Origin of the sequence: Hahella ganghwensis DSM 17046 (genome assembly GCF_000376785.1) — a bacterium.
GTDB lineage: Bacteria > Pseudomonadota > Gammaproteobacteria > Pseudomonadales > Oleiphilaceae > Hahella > Hahella ganghwensis.
The window spans coordinates 35655-54430 of the sequence record NZ_AQXX01000141.1; the positions used below are offsets into that span (position 1 = coordinate 35655).

The following is an 18776-nucleotide window of genomic DNA, read 5'->3' on the forward strand; positions in this document are numbered from 1 at the left end:
ATTCAGACATTCGCCGACTTGATACCACCAGAATGGTCAATCCGGCCAGCAATTTAAGGTGGCACATGCTAACATGACGGTTAGAAAGGGAGAACAGCTTTCACCGAACACTCTCTACTGCCACGGCCACCCCAAAAATATTGGGAATTTTTTAACCTAACCATTGACAAATCGGGCCGAAAGCGGCATCCTTCCGCGTCATTTATTTCGGCGGTCCTTTATTTTTGGTACTCCTGAGAAGGCAGGCACAAGTAGTCAAATACTACTAACTGACACTCAGGGTATCGATAGCATCGAATTTTGAGGAGTTTACAGGTGGCGAATACCCCATCATCCAAGAAGCGCGCAAGACAACAAGTTCAGCGCCGTGCTCACAACATGAGCCTGCGTTCCATGGTTCGTACTTACATCAAGAAAGTTAGCGCACAAGTCGAAGCCGGCAACTATGACGACGCAACCAAAGCGTTTCAGGCAGCGACTCCGATTATCGACTCTATGGTCAACAAAGGCATCTTCAGCAAAAACAAAGCTGCCCGCACCAAGAGCCGCCTGAACGCCAAGATCAAGGCTCTTAAAGCCTAATCCTGCTTCAGAAATAAAAAAACCGGCTATATGCCGGTTTTTTTATTTCTGAATTTCAACCAACTCTCTTGCCGAACACCACTATAACAACACCATATTATCACGGTGAATCAGCTCAGGCTCATTCACATACCCTAAAATTGACTCAACTGCACTTGATGGCTGACCGATAATTTTCGACACCTCTTCAGCATCGTAATTAACCAGCCCACGAGCAACCTCTTTACCCTGCTCATCTACACAGCTCACCATCTCGCCACGCTGAAACCGACCATTGGCCGCCTTCACACCCACCGGCAACAGACTCCGCCCCTGCCTGGTAAGTACACGAACCGCCCCATCATCCAGCGTCAGCTGCCCCTTGGTCTTCAAGTGCCCGGCCAGCCACTGCTTACGAGCATCAAGGCGCTCCTGATCAGACAACAACAACGTTCCAAGCTCCTCACCCTCACGCAGACGTGTCAGAACTTTTTCCTGCCTACCACCTACGATCACTGTCGCCGCCCCTGAACGGGACGCCAGTCTTGCTGCGCGCAACTTGGTATACATCCCACCACGCCCAAGCACTCCAGACGCCCCGGATGCCATCGCATCCAAAGCAGGGTTACTTGCTCTGGCCTGTGACACCAACTGAGCCTCCGGATCTTTTCTTGGGTCCGCGTTATATAGCCCCGACTGATCGGTCAGAATCACCAATGTGTCCGCCTCAATCAGGTTCGCCACCAGAGCCGCCAGCGTATCATTATCACCAAACCGGATCTCATCAGTTACTACAGTATCATTCTCATTGATAATTGGAATAACACCTAGATCCACCAGAGCCCTGACGGCACTGCGCGCATTCAGATACCTGCGACGATCCGACAAATCATCATGAGTCAACAATATCTGCGCAGTATGTCGACCATGTTGCTTGAACTGCGCCTCCCAGGCCTGCACCAACCCCATTTGCCCAACAGCCGCCGCAGCCTGCAGCTCATGCAAATGATGAGGACGCGCATCCCAACCGAGACGACTCATCCCTTCTGCAACAGAACCGGAGGAAACGATGACGATATCCACCCCGGATTCAGCCAATGCCACCATTTGCTCAACCCAAGGAGCCATCGCATCTAACGCCAACCCTCTACCATCATTGGTCAACAGGGCGCTTCCAATCTTGACCACCCAGCGACGCCCGGTTTTCAGACGATTCCGCGCAACCTCAGAAGCCATATCATCAAGTAGCATCGACTCAGACATTCAAATCCAACCATTTAACAAAACTCAGACTTCAGAGCACCACACCTCCACCTGAAGTCAATACTCTCAGTATGGAGCGAACACAACCTCTATATCACCATCATCGTCGTCATCATCACGACCTTCTTCTTTCGCTTTTTTCCGGGCCTGACGACGCTGCTCCTGCAGAAACTGAATCCTCTCCCTGGCCTCTTCATCCATTTTGTCTCTGATCTGCTTTTCAGCTTCAGCCAAATCCGGATCTTCTCGCTCCATCTCAGCTCGCTCATCCATCCAGCGCATAATATCCTGACAAAGCCGGTCAGTTCCCTCACCCGCCAATGCAGAAATACTGTATACCGGACCATCCCAATCAAGAGAAGACAGAATATGACTGCGAACCTCCTCCTGCTCATCCTCCAGCAGCATATCCATTTTATTCAATACCAGCCAGCGCTCGCGATCAGCTAGAGTCGGACTGAATTTTTCCAGCTCTGCCGCAATCTTTTTAACCGATTCAGCAGGATCCACCTCATCGGGCGGCACCACATCCACAATATGCAGCAATAGACGAGTACGGACCAAATGCTTCAAAAAGCGAATCCCAAGACCCGCCCCCTCTGCAGCCCCCTCAATTAATCCAGGAATATCAGCAACTACAAAGCTTCTGTGTTGCTGTACACGAACAACCCCCAGATTAGGCACCAAGGTCGTAAAAGGATAATCAGCCACTTTTGGCTTGGCTGAGGAGATACTTCTGATCAGCGTTGACTTACCAGCATTAGGCAACCCCAAAAGACCAACATCCGCCAGGACCTTCAACTCGAGACGCAGATTACGTGACTCTCCAGGCTGTCCAGGCTTGGTTTGACGCGGCGCCTGATTCACACTCGACTTATAACGAGTATTCCCCAGACCATGAAAGCCGCCCTGAGCCACTTTCAAAACCTGCCCAACCTCAGTTAAGTCGCCGACAACTTCATTTAAATCTGTATCCACCACCGTGGTACCAACCGGGACCTTCAGATAAATATCATCGCCGCCAGCCCCTGTGCAGTTACCGCCACGCCCCGGCTGCCCATTACCCGCTTTGTATTTGCGAGTATAACGATAGTCCACCAGCGTATTCACACCTTCATCAGCTTGCAAAAACACCGAACCGCCATCGCCGCCATCACCGCCGTCCGGACCACCTTTGGGAATATATTTCTCGCGACGAAAACTCAGGCAGCCATCCCCACCTTTGCCAGCCTCAACATAAATGGTGGCCTCATCAACGAATCTCATAATATCTCTCCCGGTGACCCCTCAGGCCGTCCGTATCAACTAATAACAATTAATGCCGCCACACAAAGCCAGCACAAATAAAAAAGCTCCGCAAGTGCGGAGCTTTTCTTATTCTGGGCCGTATTTTATTCCGCAGCTTCAATACTTATCGTACGACGCTTTGCCGGTCCACCAACAGAAAACTTAACATATCCATCTTTCTTGGCAAACAAAGTGTGGTCACGACCACAACCTACGTTCTCACCAGGATGAAACTCGGTACCGCGCTGACGAACCAAAATGTTGCCAGCCTTAACCATTTGACCACCAAAGCGCTTGACGCCAAGGCGTTTCGATTCTGAATCGCGACCGTTACGGCTACTACCCGCCGCCTTCTTATGAGCCATTGTATGTCTCCTTTAACCTAATGAATGCCTGCTTCGTACATCATTCAGATGATGCAAGAAGGCGATTAGCCAGAAATGCCAGTGATTTTAACTTCAGTGTACCACTGACGATGTCCCTGACGCTTCATGTGGTGCTTACGGCGACGGAACTTGATAATGTTCACTTTTTTGTGGCGGCCATGAGCAATGATCTCAGCAGAAACCTTGGCACCCTCAACAACTGGCGCGCCAACCTTCACATCATCACCATCAGCAACCAGCAACACTTTATCGAACTCAACGGTAGCACCGGTTTCCTGTTCGATTTTTTCCAGTTTAATACGCTCGCCTTCGCGAACACGGTGTTGCTTACCACCACTAACAATTACTGCGTACATGCGTGCAAATCTCCAACATGTCTTTCTACAGCCTCACCTGGCCCGACCGGAGTCGAGTTTGCGCCAGCTTCAGCATTCATTCCACTTCTTGAACTTGGCCGCACCTGTTTCAACGGGAGTCTCTTGACACCCTTTCGACAGGGAATGGATTTCAGCGGGCGCGAGATTATACAACCGTGCCGATCAATTAGCAAACAATCATTGGAATCACCCCAATCCAGTCATTCCAATCCTGATGCACAGAGCTTTCTCGTCCTTATAACTTGACAGCCTGAGTACAGGCCTCATAGCATTGCCATCCCAATAGGCATCAACCAGAACGCTTCCTCAGGAATCGTTCCACCCGGATTTCATCACGACAATGCAGGCAGAACTCATATACAACACCGTGAGCGACGACTTCGCGGCGGTGGACGAGCTAATCACGACCCAGCTTTTTTCTCGGGTACCGTTGGTTGAACACATAGGACAATACATTATCGAGTCCGGGGGTAAACGATTACGCCCACTTCTGGTCTTACTGGTCAGCAACGCCATTAACAACAAAGATCCCGGTTACCGAAAGCTTGCCGCCATTATAGAGTTCCTGCACACAGCCACTCTGCTTCACGATGATGTTGTAGACACCTCTTCTCTTCGTCGTGGACGCGACACCGCCAATGCAAAATGGGGCAATGCCCCCAGCGTTCTGGTCGGTGACTTCCTATACTCCCGAGCCTTCCAAATGATGGTCGAGCTCAACAACATGGAAGTGATGCAGATTCTATCCGATGCGACCAATGTCATTGCCGAAGGCGAAGTCCTGCAGCTGACCAACTGCAAGAACCCTGACATCACCCACGCTCAGTATATGGACGTCATAACAGCCAAAACAGCGAAACTGTTTGAAGCCGCTTCTCACGCTGCAGCCACCTTAGCAGGGAGTGCCTCCAATCAGCGGGAAGCTGCACAGATTTACGGGCTGGAACTGGGAATCGCCTTTCAGCTCATCGACGATGTTTTAGACTACACCGGCAATGCTGCTGATATGGGCAAAAATGTAGGCGACGACCTCGCAGAAGGCAAGCCCACACTCCCCCTGCTATACGCCCAGGAGCACACCTCCGAGCCAGACCGTCAATTAATCAGAAAAGCCATTCGCGAAGGTGGACTGGACAATCTGGAAAGCATTCTTAAAGCCGTGCGCGAATCCGGCGCCCTGGAATTCACCCTGGAGAAAGCCCGCCGGCACGCTGCCAATGCCATTGCACAACTGGAACTCCTGCCTGCCGGACAACACCGTGACGCAATGCAACAACTTGCACAGTTTGCAGTAAATCGCAACAAATAGCGGCAGTAACCGACAAAATATCGACTGGAGTTATGGTTCTACCGTTTCGGGCAATAGCCTGTTAAAGTAAGTCAGAATCCAGCCAGTAGATGTGAATATGCAGCAATTATCAGAATTGGATACTTCCTTCCTGTACCTGGAGAGCGAATCCTCTCCGATGCATATAGGGGGAATCTACGTTCTGAATTGCCAGGATCGGGGACAACCCCTTACTTACGACGACCTGTATAATCACATTGAATCTCGTCTGCCAGCATCCAGGCGCTTTCGCCAGCGATTGGTGGAGGTGCCACTAAAGCTTGATCATCCGTACTGGGTTGACGATCCTGACTTCTCTTTATCTCATCACCTTGACCAAGTCACTTTGGACAAGGGAAAAAACCAATCTTCCAAACTATTTGAACTGGCAGCGTCCATTATCTCCACCCCTTTGGACCGCGAACGCCCCCTATGGCACATCACACTAATAGAAGGCCTGGAAGACTCGAAGGAATTTCCCGGAGCTTGCTGTGCCTTGGTTGTCAAAATCCATCATTCCGCTGTAGACGGCGTTACCGGAGAAGAGCTAGTCGGCACCCTGCTTGATTTCACCGCAGATGGTGAGCGTAAGTTTCAACCGGTGGACTGGGATCCACAGCCTTTACCATCAAAAGCCCGCCTGATCAGCAATGCCTATGGCAGCGCGCTGAACACTCCGTTTCGACTGGCCAATCTGGCCAAAGACGCGGCCGCCTCAGCCTTCTATACACTTCTGGTACAGCGCCTGCGTAAGCTGGCACTCCCACCTTCACTATTCAGTGCGCCCTACACTGAAATAAACCAGCCGATTGACAGCAGTCGAAGCGTCGCGTTTTTCGAATGCAGCCTCAATCAATTGAAGCAGATAAAAAAGTCGCATTCGGACCTAACTCTGAACGACGTCGTCGTCACCCTATGCTCTGAGGTACTTTCCAACTACCTGTCGGAGGTTTGCCTAGCCTTGCCGGACACCCCCTTAATCGCCATGCAGCCGATATCAGTGCGTTCCAAGCACATAGACAGCCCAACCGGCAGTCAACTGTCAGCTTTACTGATATCCCTTGCGACAGATGAACCCAATCTCGCCATTCGCATGCAACGCATTCATGAAAACGCGAGTGCCTCACATGTATACAGCCAGGCCATTTCAGCTACTCGCTTAACTCAATTGGTACCATCAGCAATGCTTGGCTTATCAGCGCGCATCTACACCGAGTTTCAACTGGCTCAGAAACACAAACCTCTCTTCAATGTTCCGATCACCAACATTCCCGGCCCTCAGTATCCTCTTTATTTCAATGGCGCCAGGGTGGACTATCAGTTGGGCACAGCACCACTATTTGATGGGTTGGGGCTCGTTTTTGTTATCTCCAGCTATGCAGGCAAGGTGACCTTTACACTGACAGCCTGCCCTGGCGTGGTACCAGATCTGCAACCACTCATAAACCATTTTCCAAAGGCAATAGAAAAACTGAAGCTGGATGTGGCAAACACCTCACAGGCCACCCTTGAAGCAGTCAAAGATAACCCGGACGAGCAAACCGTATTTAGCGGACTGGTTGGAGATATCGTTTCATTGTTCAGTAACCTGTTTACGGGCAACGGCAAAACAGAAGCTCCTGAAGAGACCAAGTAGAATACAGTGCTGCCGAGAGCAAGAAATAACGGACCAAAATTCTTTTAAAACTTGATAGCCGAATAAATCTCAATTTTGATATCCGCTCCCCAGTATTCCCTGGGCAAACCAGCCTTTCTTTTCAACTCCCCAATAAACTGATAGGGATCCGGAAGCATTTCCCAGACTGACGGCAAATAAGTCGCCCGGCGTGACCCGCATTTCAAGATAACCCCATGCTTTCCTGGAACTAAATGTTCAACAAGATCTTCTTCTGATGACACAGGCAAATCCACTGCTGGCGTCAAGACGGAGATTTCAATCTCACATCTATCCCACTCAGATTTACTTAAGGAACTGAACCTTGGGTCGCGAAATGCTGCTGCGAAAGCATTCTCAGCAACATCTTCAGCCAGAGGCCTTACAGCCTCCAAAGAACCAATACAGCCACGCAGACTCCCGTCTTGCAGCAATGTTACGAAGCACGCCCCCGGAGCCAACAGCACTTCAGACAGTTCTGCAGGATCTGGCCTGAGAGGCTTACCGTTCTCCAACGCATATTCTATTGATGCTCTCGCAATCTGACGGAGAGCTTGCTGATCTTCTACAGACAACTCAGTGGAGGGCATAGGCTCCATAACCCACAACCCGAAACTTATCGCCGGCAGTATCACCCGAGTTGGCAACACGCAACTGCTCAACGCTAATATCCTTCCCAATTGCGACCTTCAACAACCCATTAAGTACCCGGCAGCCGCAGGCCTCATCACCGTGCAGTGTATATTCGCGATTTAGTATACGCATTGATGTCTGCCCATCTTTACGGCAAGCGCTTTCATAATCCAGGTAATGGCTCAGATCAGAACTGGCGACGACCAGCGTTTCACTCCCTCCCCAGACACTCTCCAATACTTCTGCAACGTCCGTAGCAGTCGCATCCCCCACCACTATAGGCAATAGGCTAAAGCTCGGGAGGCATGATTGAAGAAAGGGTAACTGCACCTCCAGACTGTGCTCCTGAGCATGAGGAGCCTCATGCTCAATGACCTGAGGCAGCTTCAGCACCTTCTGTTTTAGTTCTTGATCAACAGCAATTTCCCCCAAAGGGGTAGCAAACTCTGTTGATTCAGACACCGCCAGTCCATCAAATGCGACCCTATGACTGGGACCCAATAAAATAACCCGGCGAATATGTGAGGCATATGGTGCAAGCTGGGCGTAGGCTGCTGCTGCAATCGGACCTGAATACACCAGCCCTGCATGAGGAACAATAATGGCTTTGGGAGGGATCTCACCGGCTACCCGATATTCAGACAGGAATCCGGAGATCATTCGTTTGAGCTGGTCTTTATTAGCCGGATAAAACAGGCCCTCTACCGCGGGTTGGCGAATAGACATCCCGACACCTCCTGCGCTCAGACAATGATACGTTGATATTTCACAAGTTTAGCAGATCCTGAAAAGTCCGCAGAACCTGATAGACAAGCAAAGAAAAAGCGCATTTGGCTTGGGCCAAATGCGCTTCCAGATTGCCTCAGAGAGAATATTCACCCTCTCCTGCGAACTGTGGTCTAACGTGTTACTGAAAAGCCCAACGCAAAAATTCTTTCTTCTCTTCTGCAGACGCTTTGCCCCACAATACCTTAAGGGCATCCAACCTGGACAGCCCTGCATCCAGAGGCGCGGAAGGAGCCACTGACGCGGCTTGCACTGCAGGAGCCGAAGTGCCAGTAGCCGTCTGTACCGAAGGCGCTACAGGGAATGCAGTTACCGCTGGAGCTTGCGCGGCTGCAGGCTTCGACGCCACTACCGCTGGCTTCACGTACTTACTGTCTTTTGCGACACTTCTACCATCATTATTGACGATAACAGCCTGAAATGTTTTGGCAAACACCTCAGCAGCAGCTTTGTTCTCAGGGCGCTTGAAATTAAAGGTATAGGTCTGGCCCGCAGAAGCGCTGAATCTGGCCTGACGCAAGTCAGACTGCACCAACTCCGCCCGGGGAGCATCAGCATCATCGGACTCACGAACTTTCGAAAACAGCCCGTTGTACTTGAATACCACGACATGCTCACCAGGGAGAAGATCATAGGTCAGAGACATACTTTCAAGCAGATACTCTTTTTGTTTTACACCGTCGATTTCGACAATATCAACATCCTCCGGTGTAACCAGCTTGGCAACCTGGCTTTTATCCAGCGTGTCACCTTCATAGGTCTTAACGACCCTAGATGATGCAGTACAGGCTGAAAGCACAACCGCCATCATTAACAAACTCATCCAACAGAGACTTCTCCGAAGCAAACTCATAACTTCCTCATACTCAGTATTATCGGGGGGGATGGAATCAGGGCAAACAGGAATCAGAAGCCCCACTTACCGATGATTGAAAACGCGACTCATTTTGATATGGCAGCGCCCATGATGCAAGCCGCAGTCACAAAACACTCCGCGCCCCCAGTTATAACGCAGACAGCCAAACTTTATTGCGTAATTTATTGATCTGTGCCATGGTTATTTCGTATACAACAATAATTAACAGCCTAGCCCAAACAACAAGACGGAGAGCACGTCATGGACACTTTGAATCGCACAGGTGAAAATGGAGCAACACCTTTCCGCACAGATCGCTTCTTTTCAGTAAGCGATAAATGGTATTTCTCAACTCGAGAAGGGTTTGACAGTGGTCCATATGCCAATAAATCAAGAGCTGAGGAAGGATTGAAACGCTTCCTCAAAGTTGCTCAAATTGTTCCTCATGATGAGCAACATCGAATAACGAGAGCCCACCGGATCTATTAAGACAGGACTGTTAATAACTGGCTCCAGGCGTACATGCTTGCGTGCATGGCCGCCCACGCCATGACGCCAGCCAGAATATCATCCAGCATGATCCCTCTGCCACCATGAATGTGTCGATCACACCAACTGACAGGCCACGGCTTCCAGATATCAAACAGCCTGAAATACACAAAACCAGCGATCAACCACGGACTGTTCCATGGCAAAGCGATGACCGTCAACCATTGAGCAACCCACTCATCCCAAACAATCGCACCATGATCATGCGTATTCCAGTCTCTGGCAGTCTGGCCACATAAGTAGATCCCCAACAACGCAGCCACAACAATGATCAATAACTGCACCGTCCAATCCAGGTGCGCCAGGAAAGCCATATAAACAATAATAGCGGCCAAAGAGCCGACTGTTCCCGGCGCTTTTGGACTCAATCCCGAGCCCAGTCCGGTTGCCAATAAATGCACTGGATTGCACAAAGTTTTCCGAATCTCGGGCCTGAAATTATTTTCCTCTGATAACGACATAGCACTCAGGTCCCTGTATATTTTTTACTCAAAGTGATTAAAACCGGTGTGTATGTGACTGCACTTGTTCCCCTCACCATTAATCATCAAGAGCCCACCATCTTTCAACACCTGACCGATACGGGTCAGGTGACAATGATCAGAGGAAAGATTGGAAATCTGATTACGACAATCCGGCGCAGCAGTAAAGCACAATTCATAGTCATCGCCACCACTAAGCGCATACTCCTTAGCTTTCTGCTTGCCAACAGCCGCAATCAGCTCCTCACGAACAGGCACCAGATCTTCCTGAATTTCTGCCCCGACGGAGGATGCACGAGCAATGTGCAGCCAATCTGACAGTAACCCATCAGAAATATCAATCGCCGAAGTGGCAACCCCGGCCAGCTGCTGTCCAAGCTCAATGCGAGGCTCTGGGTTCTCGTAGCGTAAAAGCAGTAATTGCTGCGACGCACTCAGATTTTCCGGCCTGCTCATCGCAACCTCAAGCCCTCCGGCCGCATCACCTAACCAGCCACTCACCCAGATGTCATCTCCCGCCTTGGCACCAGACCTCATGATGGCCTGACCCGGAGCTACAACTCCCATAACAGTGATAGAAACGCTAAGTGGACCGCGAACCGTATCTCCTCCAATCAGCGGAATTTCCCATTGCACAGCTTTCTCATGAAGGCAATCAGCAAAATTTTCGCACCATTCCAAATCAACTTGGGGCAGACACAAAGACAGGGTAAAACCCAGTGGTGAAGCACCCATGGCTGCGAGATCACTAACAGCCGCGCCAAGAGCACGGGATGCGACGACTCGGGGGCAACCCGATCCTGGAAAGTGGCGCCCCTCGACCATGGTATCTGTTGATACGACAACCTGCTGCCCTGTGACATTCAGCACCGCACAATCATCCCCAATCCCGGTTGCGATACCGGAAGAAATAGACTTCCAGGCATCCTCAGATCGGCGAAAGAAACGATTTATCAGGGCAAACTCATCCATTATCTATACGGATACTTAATCTCAGGCACTAGGTCATTACCATGCGATTATCCGACACCAGATAACGACACAACCACATAATTAGCGCTTGTCGCGAGAAGCGTTAATTTCGACTTGACGAAACTTGGGAGCCAGTTTGTCCAACACACTGTTAACAAACTTATGACCATCAGTTCCGCCAAACTTTTTGGTCAACTCAACAGCTTCGTTAATCGCCACCCTGTAGGGCACATCAATACGATTCTTAAGTTCGTATGCCCCCATACGAATGACGGACAACTCAATCGGGTCCAGATCTTCGACCTTCCGGTCAAGGCAAGGCGCAAGCACCTCATCCAGCGCTTTCACTTCAGAGATTATTCCCCGAAGAAGTGCGCTGAAGAATTCTCTATCGACCTTTTCCATATCATTATCAATGATAAATTCAGCCTCAACCTGAGAAGCGGAAGAACTGGCCATCTGCCATTGATAAAGGGCCTGTAGAACCAGGCGTCGTGCCCGACGCCGCTTGTCTGCCATACTCGGGCCTGACCGTCTGGGGGAATCCTTGCGGCTCTGATCCTGACCGTTATTTTGGTTTTCGCTCACTTAGGGCCCACCTGTTGGATAACTCCAACCATTTCAAGGGCAGACAGTGCAGCTTCGGCGCCTTTATTGCCGGCTTTAGTGCCGGAGCGCTCAATTGCCTGCTCAATACTGTCTACAGTCAATACACCAAATGCTACAGGAATCCCAGTCTGCAGAGCTACCTGTCCAAGCCCTTTGGCACATTCACCGGCCACATATTCAAAATGCGGTGTACCGCCACGAATGACCGCGCCAAGCGCGATAATAGCATCAGGCTTCTGTTTGTCAGCCACCTGCTTCACCATCACAGGCATTTCATAAGCTCCAGGAACACGATAAACGGTGATCTGGCTCTCTTTTACGCCATGACGTTTCAAAGCGTCTATTGCACCTTCCAGTAAACTCTCAACGACAAAACTGTTAAAGCGCCCGACAACGATAGCGTATTCAGCACCAGCTCCCTGTAAAAAGTCGCCTTCCACCACTTTTACTGACATTAGATTCTCCAGTTAATTAACTTTTCAAAAACAATACTGCGGATAATCACTCTTCATGAGTGACAGTGACCGGATCACCGTTAAACGGTAAATACTCCACGACTTCCAAATCAAATCCAGACAGCGCACTGAAGCGCATCGGCGCGTTTAAGACGCGCATCTTACCCACTCCGAGGTCACGCAGGATCTGTGACCCCGTACCTATTGTCTGATATCCGGTAGATCCCGGGTTTTCCCCCAGAGGCTTACGGCGCCGGGGATTAAAAAAGTCCTGTACTTTCTGGCTGATGTCGTCTTCCCCGGCCTCGCTGTCGAGCAAGATAACCACCCCTTCACCGGCATCTGCCACATAGGCAAGCGCCTTACCAATCGGCCAGCTTTCAGAATCCTCCCTGACTGCTCCCAGCAAATCCCGTAACACATTGGCAAAATGCACCCTGACCAGGGTTGGCTTGTCTGGTGAGGGATTGCCCATCACCATCGCCAGATGAATGCTGTCCTGAATCGTATCCCTGAATGTGATCAGATTGAACACGCCGTATTCAGTAGGCAGCTCGTGTTCGTCGATTCTTTCAATAGTTTGCTCAGTTACTGCCCGGTAATGGATCAGATCAGCGATGGTACCGATTTTGAGATCATGCTCTTCCGCAAACTTCTCAAGTTCAGGCCTGCGGGCCATCGTGCCATCTTCGTTCATAATCTCCACAATAACAGCCGCCGACTCAAAACCGGCCAGTCGGGCAAGATCGCACCCGGCTTCCGTGTGCCCGGCCCGGCTTAGCACCCCCCCCGGTTTGGCCATCAACGGAAATATATGCCCAGGCATGGCAATATCTTCAGGTCTCGTATGGCGTCCCACAGCCACTCGTACCGTGTGAGCCCGGTCTGCAGCGGAAATACCGGTAGTCACACCTTCAGCGGCTTCAATAGAGACAGTGAAATTGGTTCCATATTGAGCCTGATTGGCATTCACCATTAAGGGAAGCTGTAGGTATTCGCAACGCTCCTTGCTCATAGGCAGGCAGATTAAGCCTCGGGCATGCTTAGCCATGAAGTTGATATCTTCCGGGCGCACCATTTCGGCGGCCATGATCAGATCACCTTCGTTCTCGCGGTCTTCATCGTCCATCAGAATCACCATACGGCCCTGACGGATATCTGCGATAATTTCCTCGATCGTATCCAGCTTCATTGTTTGTCTCTACCTCAGGGTTTATAAAACCCGTGATGTGCCAAAAATTGTTTATTGAGTTTAGACTCTCGCCCGGCAGATTCCGAATCAGCCGGAGCCCTCATTAACTGCTCCATATACCGGGCCAGGATATCCACTTCCAGATGCACTTTATCGCCAGCCTTCAATTGAACTAGCGTCGTTTCCTGCGACGTGTGAGGAACAATATTCAAATCAAACTCACAGCCACGTAGATCATTCACTGTCAGGCTTACGCCATTCACCGTAACGGAGCCCTTGGCAGCCAGGTATTTTTCCAGATGCGGCGGGGCCTTAACTGCAAGGCGAATGGAGCGACCATCCGGCTTTCGGGCAACCACTTCTCCGACAGCATCTACATGTCCTGTCACGATATGCCCGCCAAGACGGCTACTTAATTTCAACGCCTTTTCCAGATTTACCTGAATTCCCTTGCCCCAATCTTTGATGCAAGTGTGGTGAACCGTTTCCAGGGACACATCCGCAGCAAACCAGTCCTCGCCATAAGACGTCACTGTCAGACAAACACCGTTAACAGCAATACTGTCCCCAAGTGCCACATCAGACATGAAAGATGAGGCGCAACCGACACGGAGACAAATATCCCCTCCTTTGGCAGTGCGGGACAGCACTCTTCCAATTGTTTCAATCAATCCTGTAAACATGGGTCCATCACTCACCAGTTGGCTGATATATCAGCCTTACGTCATCACCTACCACCCGACAGTCCACCAACTTCAATTGCTGTAACTGGCCCATATTCTCAAAACCACCAAATTCAAAAGCTGATCGGGCATCACTCCCCATCAGCTTGCCAGCCTGATAGACCCACAACTCGTTAACAAGTTCGGCAGAGATAAAAGCACCGGCCAACTGAGGTCCGGCTTCCACCAAAACTTCGTTACAGCCTGCCTGTGCCAGTGATTGAAGCACCCGCCGGAGTTGCTCAACTTCAGTATCTGCATCGAATCCGATGATTGAGACATGATCAGAAAAGGCTTTTTGTCGCAGAGTCGACTCACCAGACACCGAGGTATACAACACGACATTTCCAGGAACCGAAACTATTCGCAAGCCCGGTTCCATCCTCCCCTTCCTGTCGAGAACGACTCTCAAAGGCTGGCGCAGCTCCCCAGAACTCGCTCTTTTGACAGCCTCACTTCGGACATTCAGCGAAGGATCATCAGCCAGTACAGTACCTGTCCCGGTAATGATCGCCGAGCTCATGGCACGCAGCTTTTGAACATCTTCGCGTGCTTCCGGCCCTGTTATCCACTGACTTTCGCCATTGGCCAAAGCAGTCCGGCCATCCAGACTCATCGCCATTTTGAGGCGCACCAGCGGCATTCCAGTCTTCATCCGCCTGAAAAATCCTGCATTCAACGCTTCTGCCTGAACGGCCATTAGACCGGAGGCCGTTTCAATACCCGCATCGGCTATCCTGGCCAGCCCGGAGCCCGCAACTTGCGGGTTAGGATCCTTAACCGCAGCAACCACCCTATGCACGCCTGCTCTGATAAGCGCATCCGCACAGGGGGGAGTTCTGCCTTGATGACTACAGGGCTCTAAGGTGACATAGCAATCAGCACCCATGGCATCTGCACCAGCTGCCTTCAAAGCATTAACCTCAGCATGACCCTCACCAGCCCTCTGATGATAGCCTGTCGCAATGACCTTACCTTCCTTTACCAAGACACATCCCACACGAGGATTCGGGTCAGTGGTGTACAGCCCTTTCGCTGCTTCACGCAACGCAAGCGCCATCATCTCATGATCGAAAGTGGTAAAGGGCATGAAAAACTAGTCTTCCTGAGTTGTGTCCAATGGCTGAACAGCGTCACGGGAGAGCTTGTCGATCTCAGCACGGAACTCATTAAGGTCTTGGAAGGAGCGGTAAACCGAGGCGAAACGGACATAAGCAACCTGATCGAGTTCTTTCAATTCGGTCATGACTTCTTCACCAACAATCCTGGAATCCATTTCCCGCTCGCCGGTTGCCCTCATCCGAAACTTAATCCGATCCAGAGCAGCTTCGATCTGCTCCACGCTTACCGGTCGTTTTTCTAGAGCTTTCGTCAGTCCTGTACGCAGTTTGCCTTCGTCAAAAGGTTCCCTGGTACCATCCTGCTTCACAATGCGAGGCATGACGAGCTCTGCTGTCTCATAGGTGGTAAATCTTTCCGAACAGGAAACACATTCCCGGCGACGGCGCACCTGACTACCGTCCGCAACCAGACGGGAATCGATTACTTTGGTATCCGCAGCACTACAAAACGGGCAATGCATAATTCACTCCTTTAGCCCGGAAAGGACAGTTGATAAAAAAACAGACGGCGGGCGTCTTCATGACACCCGCCATATACTCAAAGTTCTCAGGCGTATACAGGAAACTTTTTGCAAAGTTCCTGTACCTGTTGTTTCACTCTCTGGATGGTCTCTTCGTTGGAGATATCATCCAAAATATCGCAGATCCAATCTGTCAGCAGTTTTGCTTCCGCCTCCCCCATACCCCTGGTCGTCATTGCCGGTGTGCCGATACGCAGACCACTGGTCACAAACGGAGAACGAGGATCATTTGGAACCGCGTTCTTGTTCACCGTAATATTCGCACGCCCGAGCGCAGCATCAGCGTCCTTTCCGGTGATATCATTTTTAATCAGATCTAACAGAAACAGGTGATCATCCGTTCCGCCAGACACAATGTCATAGCCACGCGCAATAAATGTATTCGCCATTGTTTGAGCATTAGTTACTACCTGCTTTTGGTAGTTTTTGAACTCATCGCCCATGGCTTCTTTGAAACACACCGCTTTCGCCGCAATAATGTGCATCAACGGACCACCCTGGCTTTCAGGAAAAACGGCGAAATTGAGTTTCTTTTCCAACTCTTCGTTGGCTTTGGCCAGAATCAGTCCGCCACGGGGCCCACGCAGGGTTTTGTGCGTCGTGGTTGTTGTAACATCGGCAATCTGCACAGGACTGGGATAAACGCCTGCAGCCACAAGCCCGGCAATATGAGCCATATCGACAAACAGATAAGCGCCCACCTCATCAGCGATATCGCGGAACTTCTGCCAGTCGATGACACGGGAATAAGCAGAGAAGCCTGCAACAATCATACGAGGCTTGTGTTCACGCGCCAATTGGGCAACTTCTTCGTAGTCGATTTCACCGGTTTCAGGATTCAGTCCATATTGAACCGCTTTGTAAATCCGACCAGAGAAGCTTACAGAAGCACCGTGTGTCAAATGACCACCATGCGCCAGACTCATTCCCAGAATAGTGTCACCAGGCTTGCACAGGGCCATATAAACTGCAGCATTAGCCTGCGAACCTGAGTGAGGCTGAACATTGGCGAAATCAGCACCGAACAGCTCCTTGGCGCGATCAATCGCCAGCTGTTCTACAATGTCCACATACTCACAGCCACCGTAGTAACGCTTATCAGGATAGCCTTCAGCATACTTATTGGTCAGACCGGAGCCCTGAGCCTGCATCACCCGCGGACTGGTATAGTTCTCAGACGCGATCAGTTCGATATGCTCTTCCTGTCTGTGCTCTTCTTTTTCCATCACAGACCACAGTTCCGGATCAAAGCTTGCAATTGACATGTCACGGGTAAACATCAGGTTGCCTCTACTTGTAAAAGATGATGACCAAGGAAGGACGCCGCGGCGGATAAAGGCCGGAACAGCTTCCCCCAGCTGAAAGAAAGGGCGCCATTTTAATAGATTCTGCAAATTCCTTCACCTTATTTCGAGACACCCAACCATCTCCTGTAATAACCTCGTCACGACCAAGATGAATTTGCGCAAACCCCTTATTTCCGTTAACTTTACCCCCCAATCAGCGGCACCCTGCGGATGCCAGTCCAGACATCGTCTTCTTATTATAGAAGCCTTACAATTAAGGCTGCTCCGAGTTTTATTAACGCAGTACGAATTTATAAAGGTTTAGTCCTATATGGCTCAGTATTCCCATCAATCCTATTTATTTTTCGTTAGGTTTCGCTAGATGTATGGGTAAAAGCCAGTAAATTCAAACCTTCCAGAAACCCCCACCACTTCATAAAACCCTTCAGTTTTGCACACTAAATAAACATTTAGTTAACTTATGCCATTTTTGGCCAAATTCAGACTTCAAAACTTAACTTAGATGCCTGAATTCACAATCGCTCCTGCCCGCTTTCATCGGCAACTTCGTGCCCAAATTAAATAACTTTATCCGTGGGCTATGCCCACTTTAAGTGATTCTATCCAGATTCAACAAAAAACCGGAAATCGCTTTCTTCTTTCGCTTTTCTTATCAGATTCTCAGCAGTTTACCTTGATGGACTCATCAAGCAGAAACGTTCTGCTTTTGAACAGTCTCCAAATTCCACCAACCGGAATTTCGATCTGTACAGTGTTTATGGTTGCAGCAGGTTTAGCCCATGTAAATTAGGATAAAAGCAACCTCTCGGTTGATTGCGTACAACAATGTGAATGTACGCTTTCCGAGGTGCATAGATGATCAATAGCAAGCCCCTCCTTGCTTGAAGTTGATCATTTTTTGAAATAGTCTTCGATTGATCCCAGCCAAGTTCCGAGAAGGGTATGCAGACCGAAGTATCAACAGCTCAGCTTATTGAAAGACTTGAAGAAATTACCAAGGATGATCAGATCATGGCATTATCCCGGCAACTTCAGGTTTTGCAGAAGAAGCTGGAAAAAGTACATCGAGAATCTGAAAACAAAGACAAAGAACTTACCAAAGCCAAGAAAAACCTCGCTCAGCAACGAGAAAGTAACAAAAATATTCAGAAGTCTCTGAATCAGAAACTGCAGGCACAAACGACTACCCGGAAGGCGCTTGAAGAAACTCAGAAGAGAGTGGAGCGACTTGAAACAGCGTTGGAAGCGATTGCCAATGTTGATGGAACGGAAAAGGAAGTTGCCCAATGGAACGACCTGGAATGGGGAATATTTCGAACCGCCAAAGACAATAGTTATCGAATTACAAACCTTCAGCATGACTATAGCTTTCGCATAACGATCAGTGACGGGCAGCCCCTATTGCCAGACATCACTTCCCCTCCGAAACATGTTGTACTCAAGGCTTTAGAGTTAGCCTATAAATAACCTATCCCTCTGACACATTGCGCCCTATTTAGAAGTGTTCAAACTAACGGACTACAGCCGTCTGGTGTCCAACGTTATCGCCAGGGTAATAGCGTTTTGCATGTTGCTTCGCTAAACAAGGGTTGTTACAGTCTCTAACCGTTCATGAGAGTAATTCTCTTTTATGGGTGCTGTGGCAGGTATACCTGAAACTAGTGCCGGCCAGCAGCCTTGGTGAGCCAACATCAAGGTTGCTGCGATTCTCCCCCC

Annotated in this window: 21 protein-coding genes; 5 read left to right on the plus strand and 16 right to left on the minus strand. The window is 49.9% G+C overall.

Annotated features, from left to right (window positions below; translation table 11 throughout):
• Positions 1-315: 315 nt before the first annotated feature.
• A complete protein-coding gene (gene rpsT / locus F566_RS0127530; RefSeq protein ID WP_020410270.1) occupies positions 316-582 on the plus strand; it encodes a 30S ribosomal protein S20 in 267 nt (88 codons plus the stop codon).
• An 81-nt stretch (positions 583-663) separates the two neighbouring features.
• Here rpsT and proB read toward each other — a convergent pair whose 3' ends face one another.
• From proB to rplU, 4 genes are all read right to left on the minus strand, one after another.
• Positions 664-1824 carry a glutamate 5-kinase gene (proB, locus tag F566_RS0127535; RefSeq protein WP_020410271.1) on the minus strand — a complete coding sequence of 387 codons (1161 nt, stop codon included), beginning with the start codon at positions 1822-1824 and terminating at the stop codon, positions 664-666.
• A gap of 66 nt (positions 1825-1890) precedes the next feature.
• A complete protein-coding gene (gene cgtA, locus F566_RS0127540; protein ID WP_020410272.1) occupies positions 1891-3090 on the minus strand; it encodes an Obg family GTPase CgtA in 1200 nt (399 codons plus the stop codon).
• Positions 3091-3215: 125 nt separating this feature from the next.
• A complete protein-coding gene (gene rpmA / locus F566_RS0127545) occupies positions 3216-3476 on the minus strand; it encodes a 50S ribosomal protein L27 (RefSeq protein WP_020410273.1) in 261 nt (86 codons plus the stop codon).
• Positions 3477-3541: 65 nt separating this feature from the next.
• Complete coding sequence (rplU, locus tag F566_RS0127550) at positions 3542-3853, minus strand: 50S ribosomal protein L21 (protein WP_020410274.1); 312 nt, start codon at positions 3851-3853, stop codon at positions 3542-3544.
• Positions 3854-4214: 361 nt separating this feature from the next.
• Between rplU and F566_RS0127555 the strand changes: the two genes are divergently transcribed.
• Together F566_RS0127555 and F566_RS34365 are read left to right on the plus strand one after the other, a co-directional pair.
• Complete coding sequence (locus F566_RS0127555; protein ID WP_020410275.1) at positions 4215-5183, plus strand: polyprenyl synthetase family protein; 969 nt, start codon at positions 4215-4217, stop codon at positions 5181-5183.
• 97 nt (positions 5184-5280) lie between these two features.
• On the plus strand, positions 5281-6837 hold the full coding sequence (locus F566_RS34365) for a WS/DGAT/MGAT family O-acyltransferase (protein WP_020410276.1): 1557 nt from the start codon (positions 5281-5283) through the stop codon (positions 6835-6837).
• Between the two features lie 44 nt (positions 6838-6881).
• On the opposite strand, the gene amrA is transcribed toward F566_RS34365, so the two are convergent.
• From amrA to F566_RS0127575, 3 genes are all read right to left on the minus strand, one after another.
• Positions 6882-7454 carry an AmmeMemoRadiSam system protein A gene (amrA, locus tag F566_RS0127565; protein WP_211210718.1) on the minus strand — a complete coding sequence of 191 codons (573 nt, stop codon included), beginning with the start codon at positions 7452-7454 and terminating at the stop codon, positions 6882-6884.
• On the minus strand, positions 7432-8214 hold the full coding sequence (gene amrB / locus F566_RS0127570) for an AmmeMemoRadiSam system protein B (protein ID WP_020410278.1): 783 nt from the start codon (positions 8212-8214) through the stop codon (positions 7432-7434). The genes amrA and amrB overlap by 23 nt, the downstream gene beginning before the upstream one ends.
• A gap of 181 nt (positions 8215-8395) precedes the next feature.
• On the minus strand, positions 8396-9097 hold the full coding sequence (locus F566_RS0127575) for a DUF2057 family protein (protein WP_020410279.1): 702 nt from the start codon (positions 9095-9097) through the stop codon (positions 8396-8398).
• Positions 9098-9391: 294 nt separating this feature from the next.
• Here F566_RS0127575 and F566_RS0127580 point away from each other — a divergent pair, with 294 nt between their 5' ends.
• Positions 9392-9619, plus strand: coding sequence for a DUF6316 family protein (locus F566_RS0127580; protein WP_020410280.1), 228 nt, complete (start codon positions 9392-9394; stop codon positions 9617-9619).
• Here the strand turns inward: F566_RS0127580 and F566_RS0127585 are convergent.
• The 9 genes from F566_RS0127585 to glyA all read right to left on the minus strand — a co-directional run bounded on the left by F566_RS0127585 (position 9616) and on the right by glyA (position 17033).
• Positions 9616-10140 carry a phosphatidylglycerophosphatase A family protein gene (locus F566_RS0127585; protein ID WP_020410281.1) on the minus strand — a complete coding sequence of 175 codons (525 nt, stop codon included), beginning with the start codon at positions 10138-10140 and terminating at the stop codon, positions 9616-9618. The genes F566_RS0127580 and F566_RS0127585 overlap by 4 nt on opposite strands.
• A 24-nt stretch (positions 10141-10164) precedes the next feature.
• Complete coding sequence (thiL, locus tag F566_RS0127590) at positions 10165-11133, minus strand: thiamine-phosphate kinase (RefSeq protein ID WP_020410282.1); 969 nt, start codon at positions 11131-11133, stop codon at positions 10165-10167.
• Positions 11134-11214: 81 nt separating this feature from the next.
• A complete protein-coding gene (nusB, locus tag F566_RS0127595) occupies positions 11215-11652 on the minus strand; it encodes a transcription antitermination factor NusB (RefSeq protein ID WP_051085446.1) in 438 nt (145 codons plus the stop codon).
• A gap of 65 nt (positions 11653-11717) precedes the next feature.
• Positions 11718-12197 (minus strand): 6,7-dimethyl-8-ribityllumazine synthase, encoded by a 480-nt coding sequence (ribH, locus tag F566_RS0127600; RefSeq protein WP_020410284.1) that lies wholly within the window; start codon positions 12195-12197, stop codon positions 11718-11720.
• Positions 12198-12243: 46 nt separating this feature from the next.
• Complete coding sequence (gene ribBA / locus F566_RS0127605; RefSeq protein ID WP_020410285.1) at positions 12244-13389, minus strand: bifunctional 3,4-dihydroxy-2-butanone-4-phosphate synthase/GTP cyclohydrolase II; 1146 nt, start codon at positions 13387-13389, stop codon at positions 12244-12246.
• Positions 13390-13403: 14 nt separating this feature from the next.
• Positions 13404-14072 carry a riboflavin synthase gene (locus F566_RS0127610; protein WP_020410286.1) on the minus strand — a complete coding sequence of 223 codons (669 nt, stop codon included), beginning with the start codon at positions 14070-14072 and terminating at the stop codon, positions 13404-13406.
• Positions 14073-14079: 7 nt separating this feature from the next.
• The gene (gene ribD / locus F566_RS0127615; RefSeq protein WP_020410287.1) at positions 14080-15201 is read right to left on the minus strand and encodes a bifunctional diaminohydroxyphosphoribosylaminopyrimidine deaminase/5-amino-6-(5-phosphoribosylamino)uracil reductase RibD; all 1122 of its coding nucleotides are present in this window, start codon (positions 15199-15201) and stop codon (positions 14080-14082) included.
• A gap of 6 nt (positions 15202-15207) precedes the next feature.
• On the minus strand, positions 15208-15693 hold the full coding sequence (gene nrdR, locus F566_RS0127620) for a transcriptional regulator NrdR (RefSeq protein ID WP_020410288.1): 486 nt from the start codon (positions 15691-15693) through the stop codon (positions 15208-15210).
• Between the two features lie 86 nt (positions 15694-15779).
• Positions 15780-17033 carry a serine hydroxymethyltransferase gene (gene glyA, locus F566_RS0127625; protein ID WP_026180368.1) on the minus strand — a complete coding sequence of 418 codons (1254 nt, stop codon included), beginning with the start codon at positions 17031-17033 and terminating at the stop codon, positions 15780-15782.
• Between the two features lie 969 nt (positions 17034-18002).
• Between glyA and F566_RS0127630 the strand changes: the two genes are divergently transcribed.
• Entirely contained in the window at positions 18003-18527 is a 525-nt protein-coding gene (locus F566_RS0127630) for a hypothetical protein (protein WP_020410290.1), read from the plus strand.
• Positions 18528-18776: the final 249 nt, after the last annotated feature.

What these genes read in the sequence shown, in the direction of transcription:
- proB (WP_020410271.1), bottom strand. Translation starts at nt 1,824, where the DNA reads ATGTCTGAGTCGATGCTACTTGATGATATGGCTTCTGAGGTTGCGCGG.
- cgtA (WP_020410272.1), bottom strand. Translation starts at nt 3,090, where the DNA reads ATGAGATTCGTTGATGAGGCCACCATTTATGTTGAGGCTGGCAAAGGT.
- rpmA (WP_020410273.1), bottom strand. Translation starts at nt 3,476, where the DNA reads ATGGCTCATAAGAAGGCGGCGGGTAGTAGCCGTAACGGTCGCGATTCA.
- rplU (WP_020410274.1), bottom strand. Translation starts at nt 3,853, where the DNA reads ATGTACGCAGTAATTGTTAGTGGTGGTAAGCAACACCGTGTTCGCGAA.
- F566_RS0127555 (WP_020410275.1), top strand. Translation starts at nt 4,215, where the DNA reads ATGCAGGCAGAACTCATATACAACACCGTGAGCGACGACTTCGCGGCG.
- F566_RS34365 (WP_020410276.1), top strand. Translation starts at nt 5,281, where the DNA reads ATGCAGCAATTATCAGAATTGGATACTTCCTTCCTGTACCTGGAGAGC.
- amrA (WP_211210718.1), bottom strand. Translation starts at nt 7,454, where the DNA reads ATGGAGCCTATGCCCTCCACTGAGTTGTCTGTAGAAGATCAGCAAGCT.
- amrB (WP_020410278.1), bottom strand. Translation starts at nt 8,214, where the DNA reads ATGTCTATTCGCCAACCCGCGGTAGAGGGCCTGTTTTATCCGGCTAAT.
- F566_RS0127575 (WP_020410279.1), bottom strand. Translation starts at nt 9,097, where the DNA reads ATGAGTTTGTTAATGATGGCGGTTGTGCTTTCAGCCTGTACTGCATCA.
- F566_RS0127580 (WP_020410280.1), top strand. Translation starts at nt 9,392, where the DNA reads ATGGACACTTTGAATCGCACAGGTGAAAATGGAGCAACACCTTTCCGC.
- F566_RS0127585 (WP_020410281.1), bottom strand. Translation starts at nt 10,140, where the DNA reads ATGTCGTTATCAGAGGAAAATAATTTCAGGCCCGAGATTCGGAAAACT.
- thiL (WP_020410282.1), bottom strand. Translation starts at nt 11,133, where the DNA reads ATGGATGAGTTTGCCCTGATAAATCGTTTCTTTCGCCGATCTGAGGAT.
- nusB (WP_051085446.1), bottom strand. Translation starts at nt 11,652, where the DNA reads ATGGCAGACAAGCGGCGTCGGGCACGACGCCTGGTTCTACAGGCCCTT.
- ribH (WP_020410284.1), bottom strand. Translation starts at nt 12,197, where the DNA reads ATGTCAGTAAAAGTGGTGGAAGGCGACTTTTTACAGGGAGCTGGTGCT.
- ribBA (WP_020410285.1), bottom strand. Translation starts at nt 13,389, where the DNA reads ATGAAGCTGGATACGATCGAGGAAATTATCGCAGATATCCGTCAGGGC.
- F566_RS0127610 (WP_020410286.1), bottom strand. Translation starts at nt 14,072, where the DNA reads ATGTTTACAGGATTGATTGAAACAATTGGAAGAGTGCTGTCCCGCACT.
- ribD (WP_020410287.1), bottom strand. Translation starts at nt 15,201, where the DNA reads ATGCCCTTTACCACTTTCGATCATGAGATGATGGCGCTTGCGTTGCGT.
- nrdR (WP_020410288.1), bottom strand. Translation starts at nt 15,693, where the DNA reads ATGCATTGCCCGTTTTGTAGTGCTGCGGATACCAAAGTAATCGATTCC.
- glyA (WP_026180368.1), bottom strand. Translation starts at nt 17,033, where the DNA reads ATGTTTACCCGTGACATGTCAATTGCAAGCTTTGATCCGGAACTGTGG.
- F566_RS0127630 (WP_020410290.1), top strand. Translation starts at nt 18,003, where the DNA reads ATGCAGACCGAAGTATCAACAGCTCAGCTTATTGAAAGACTTGAAGAA.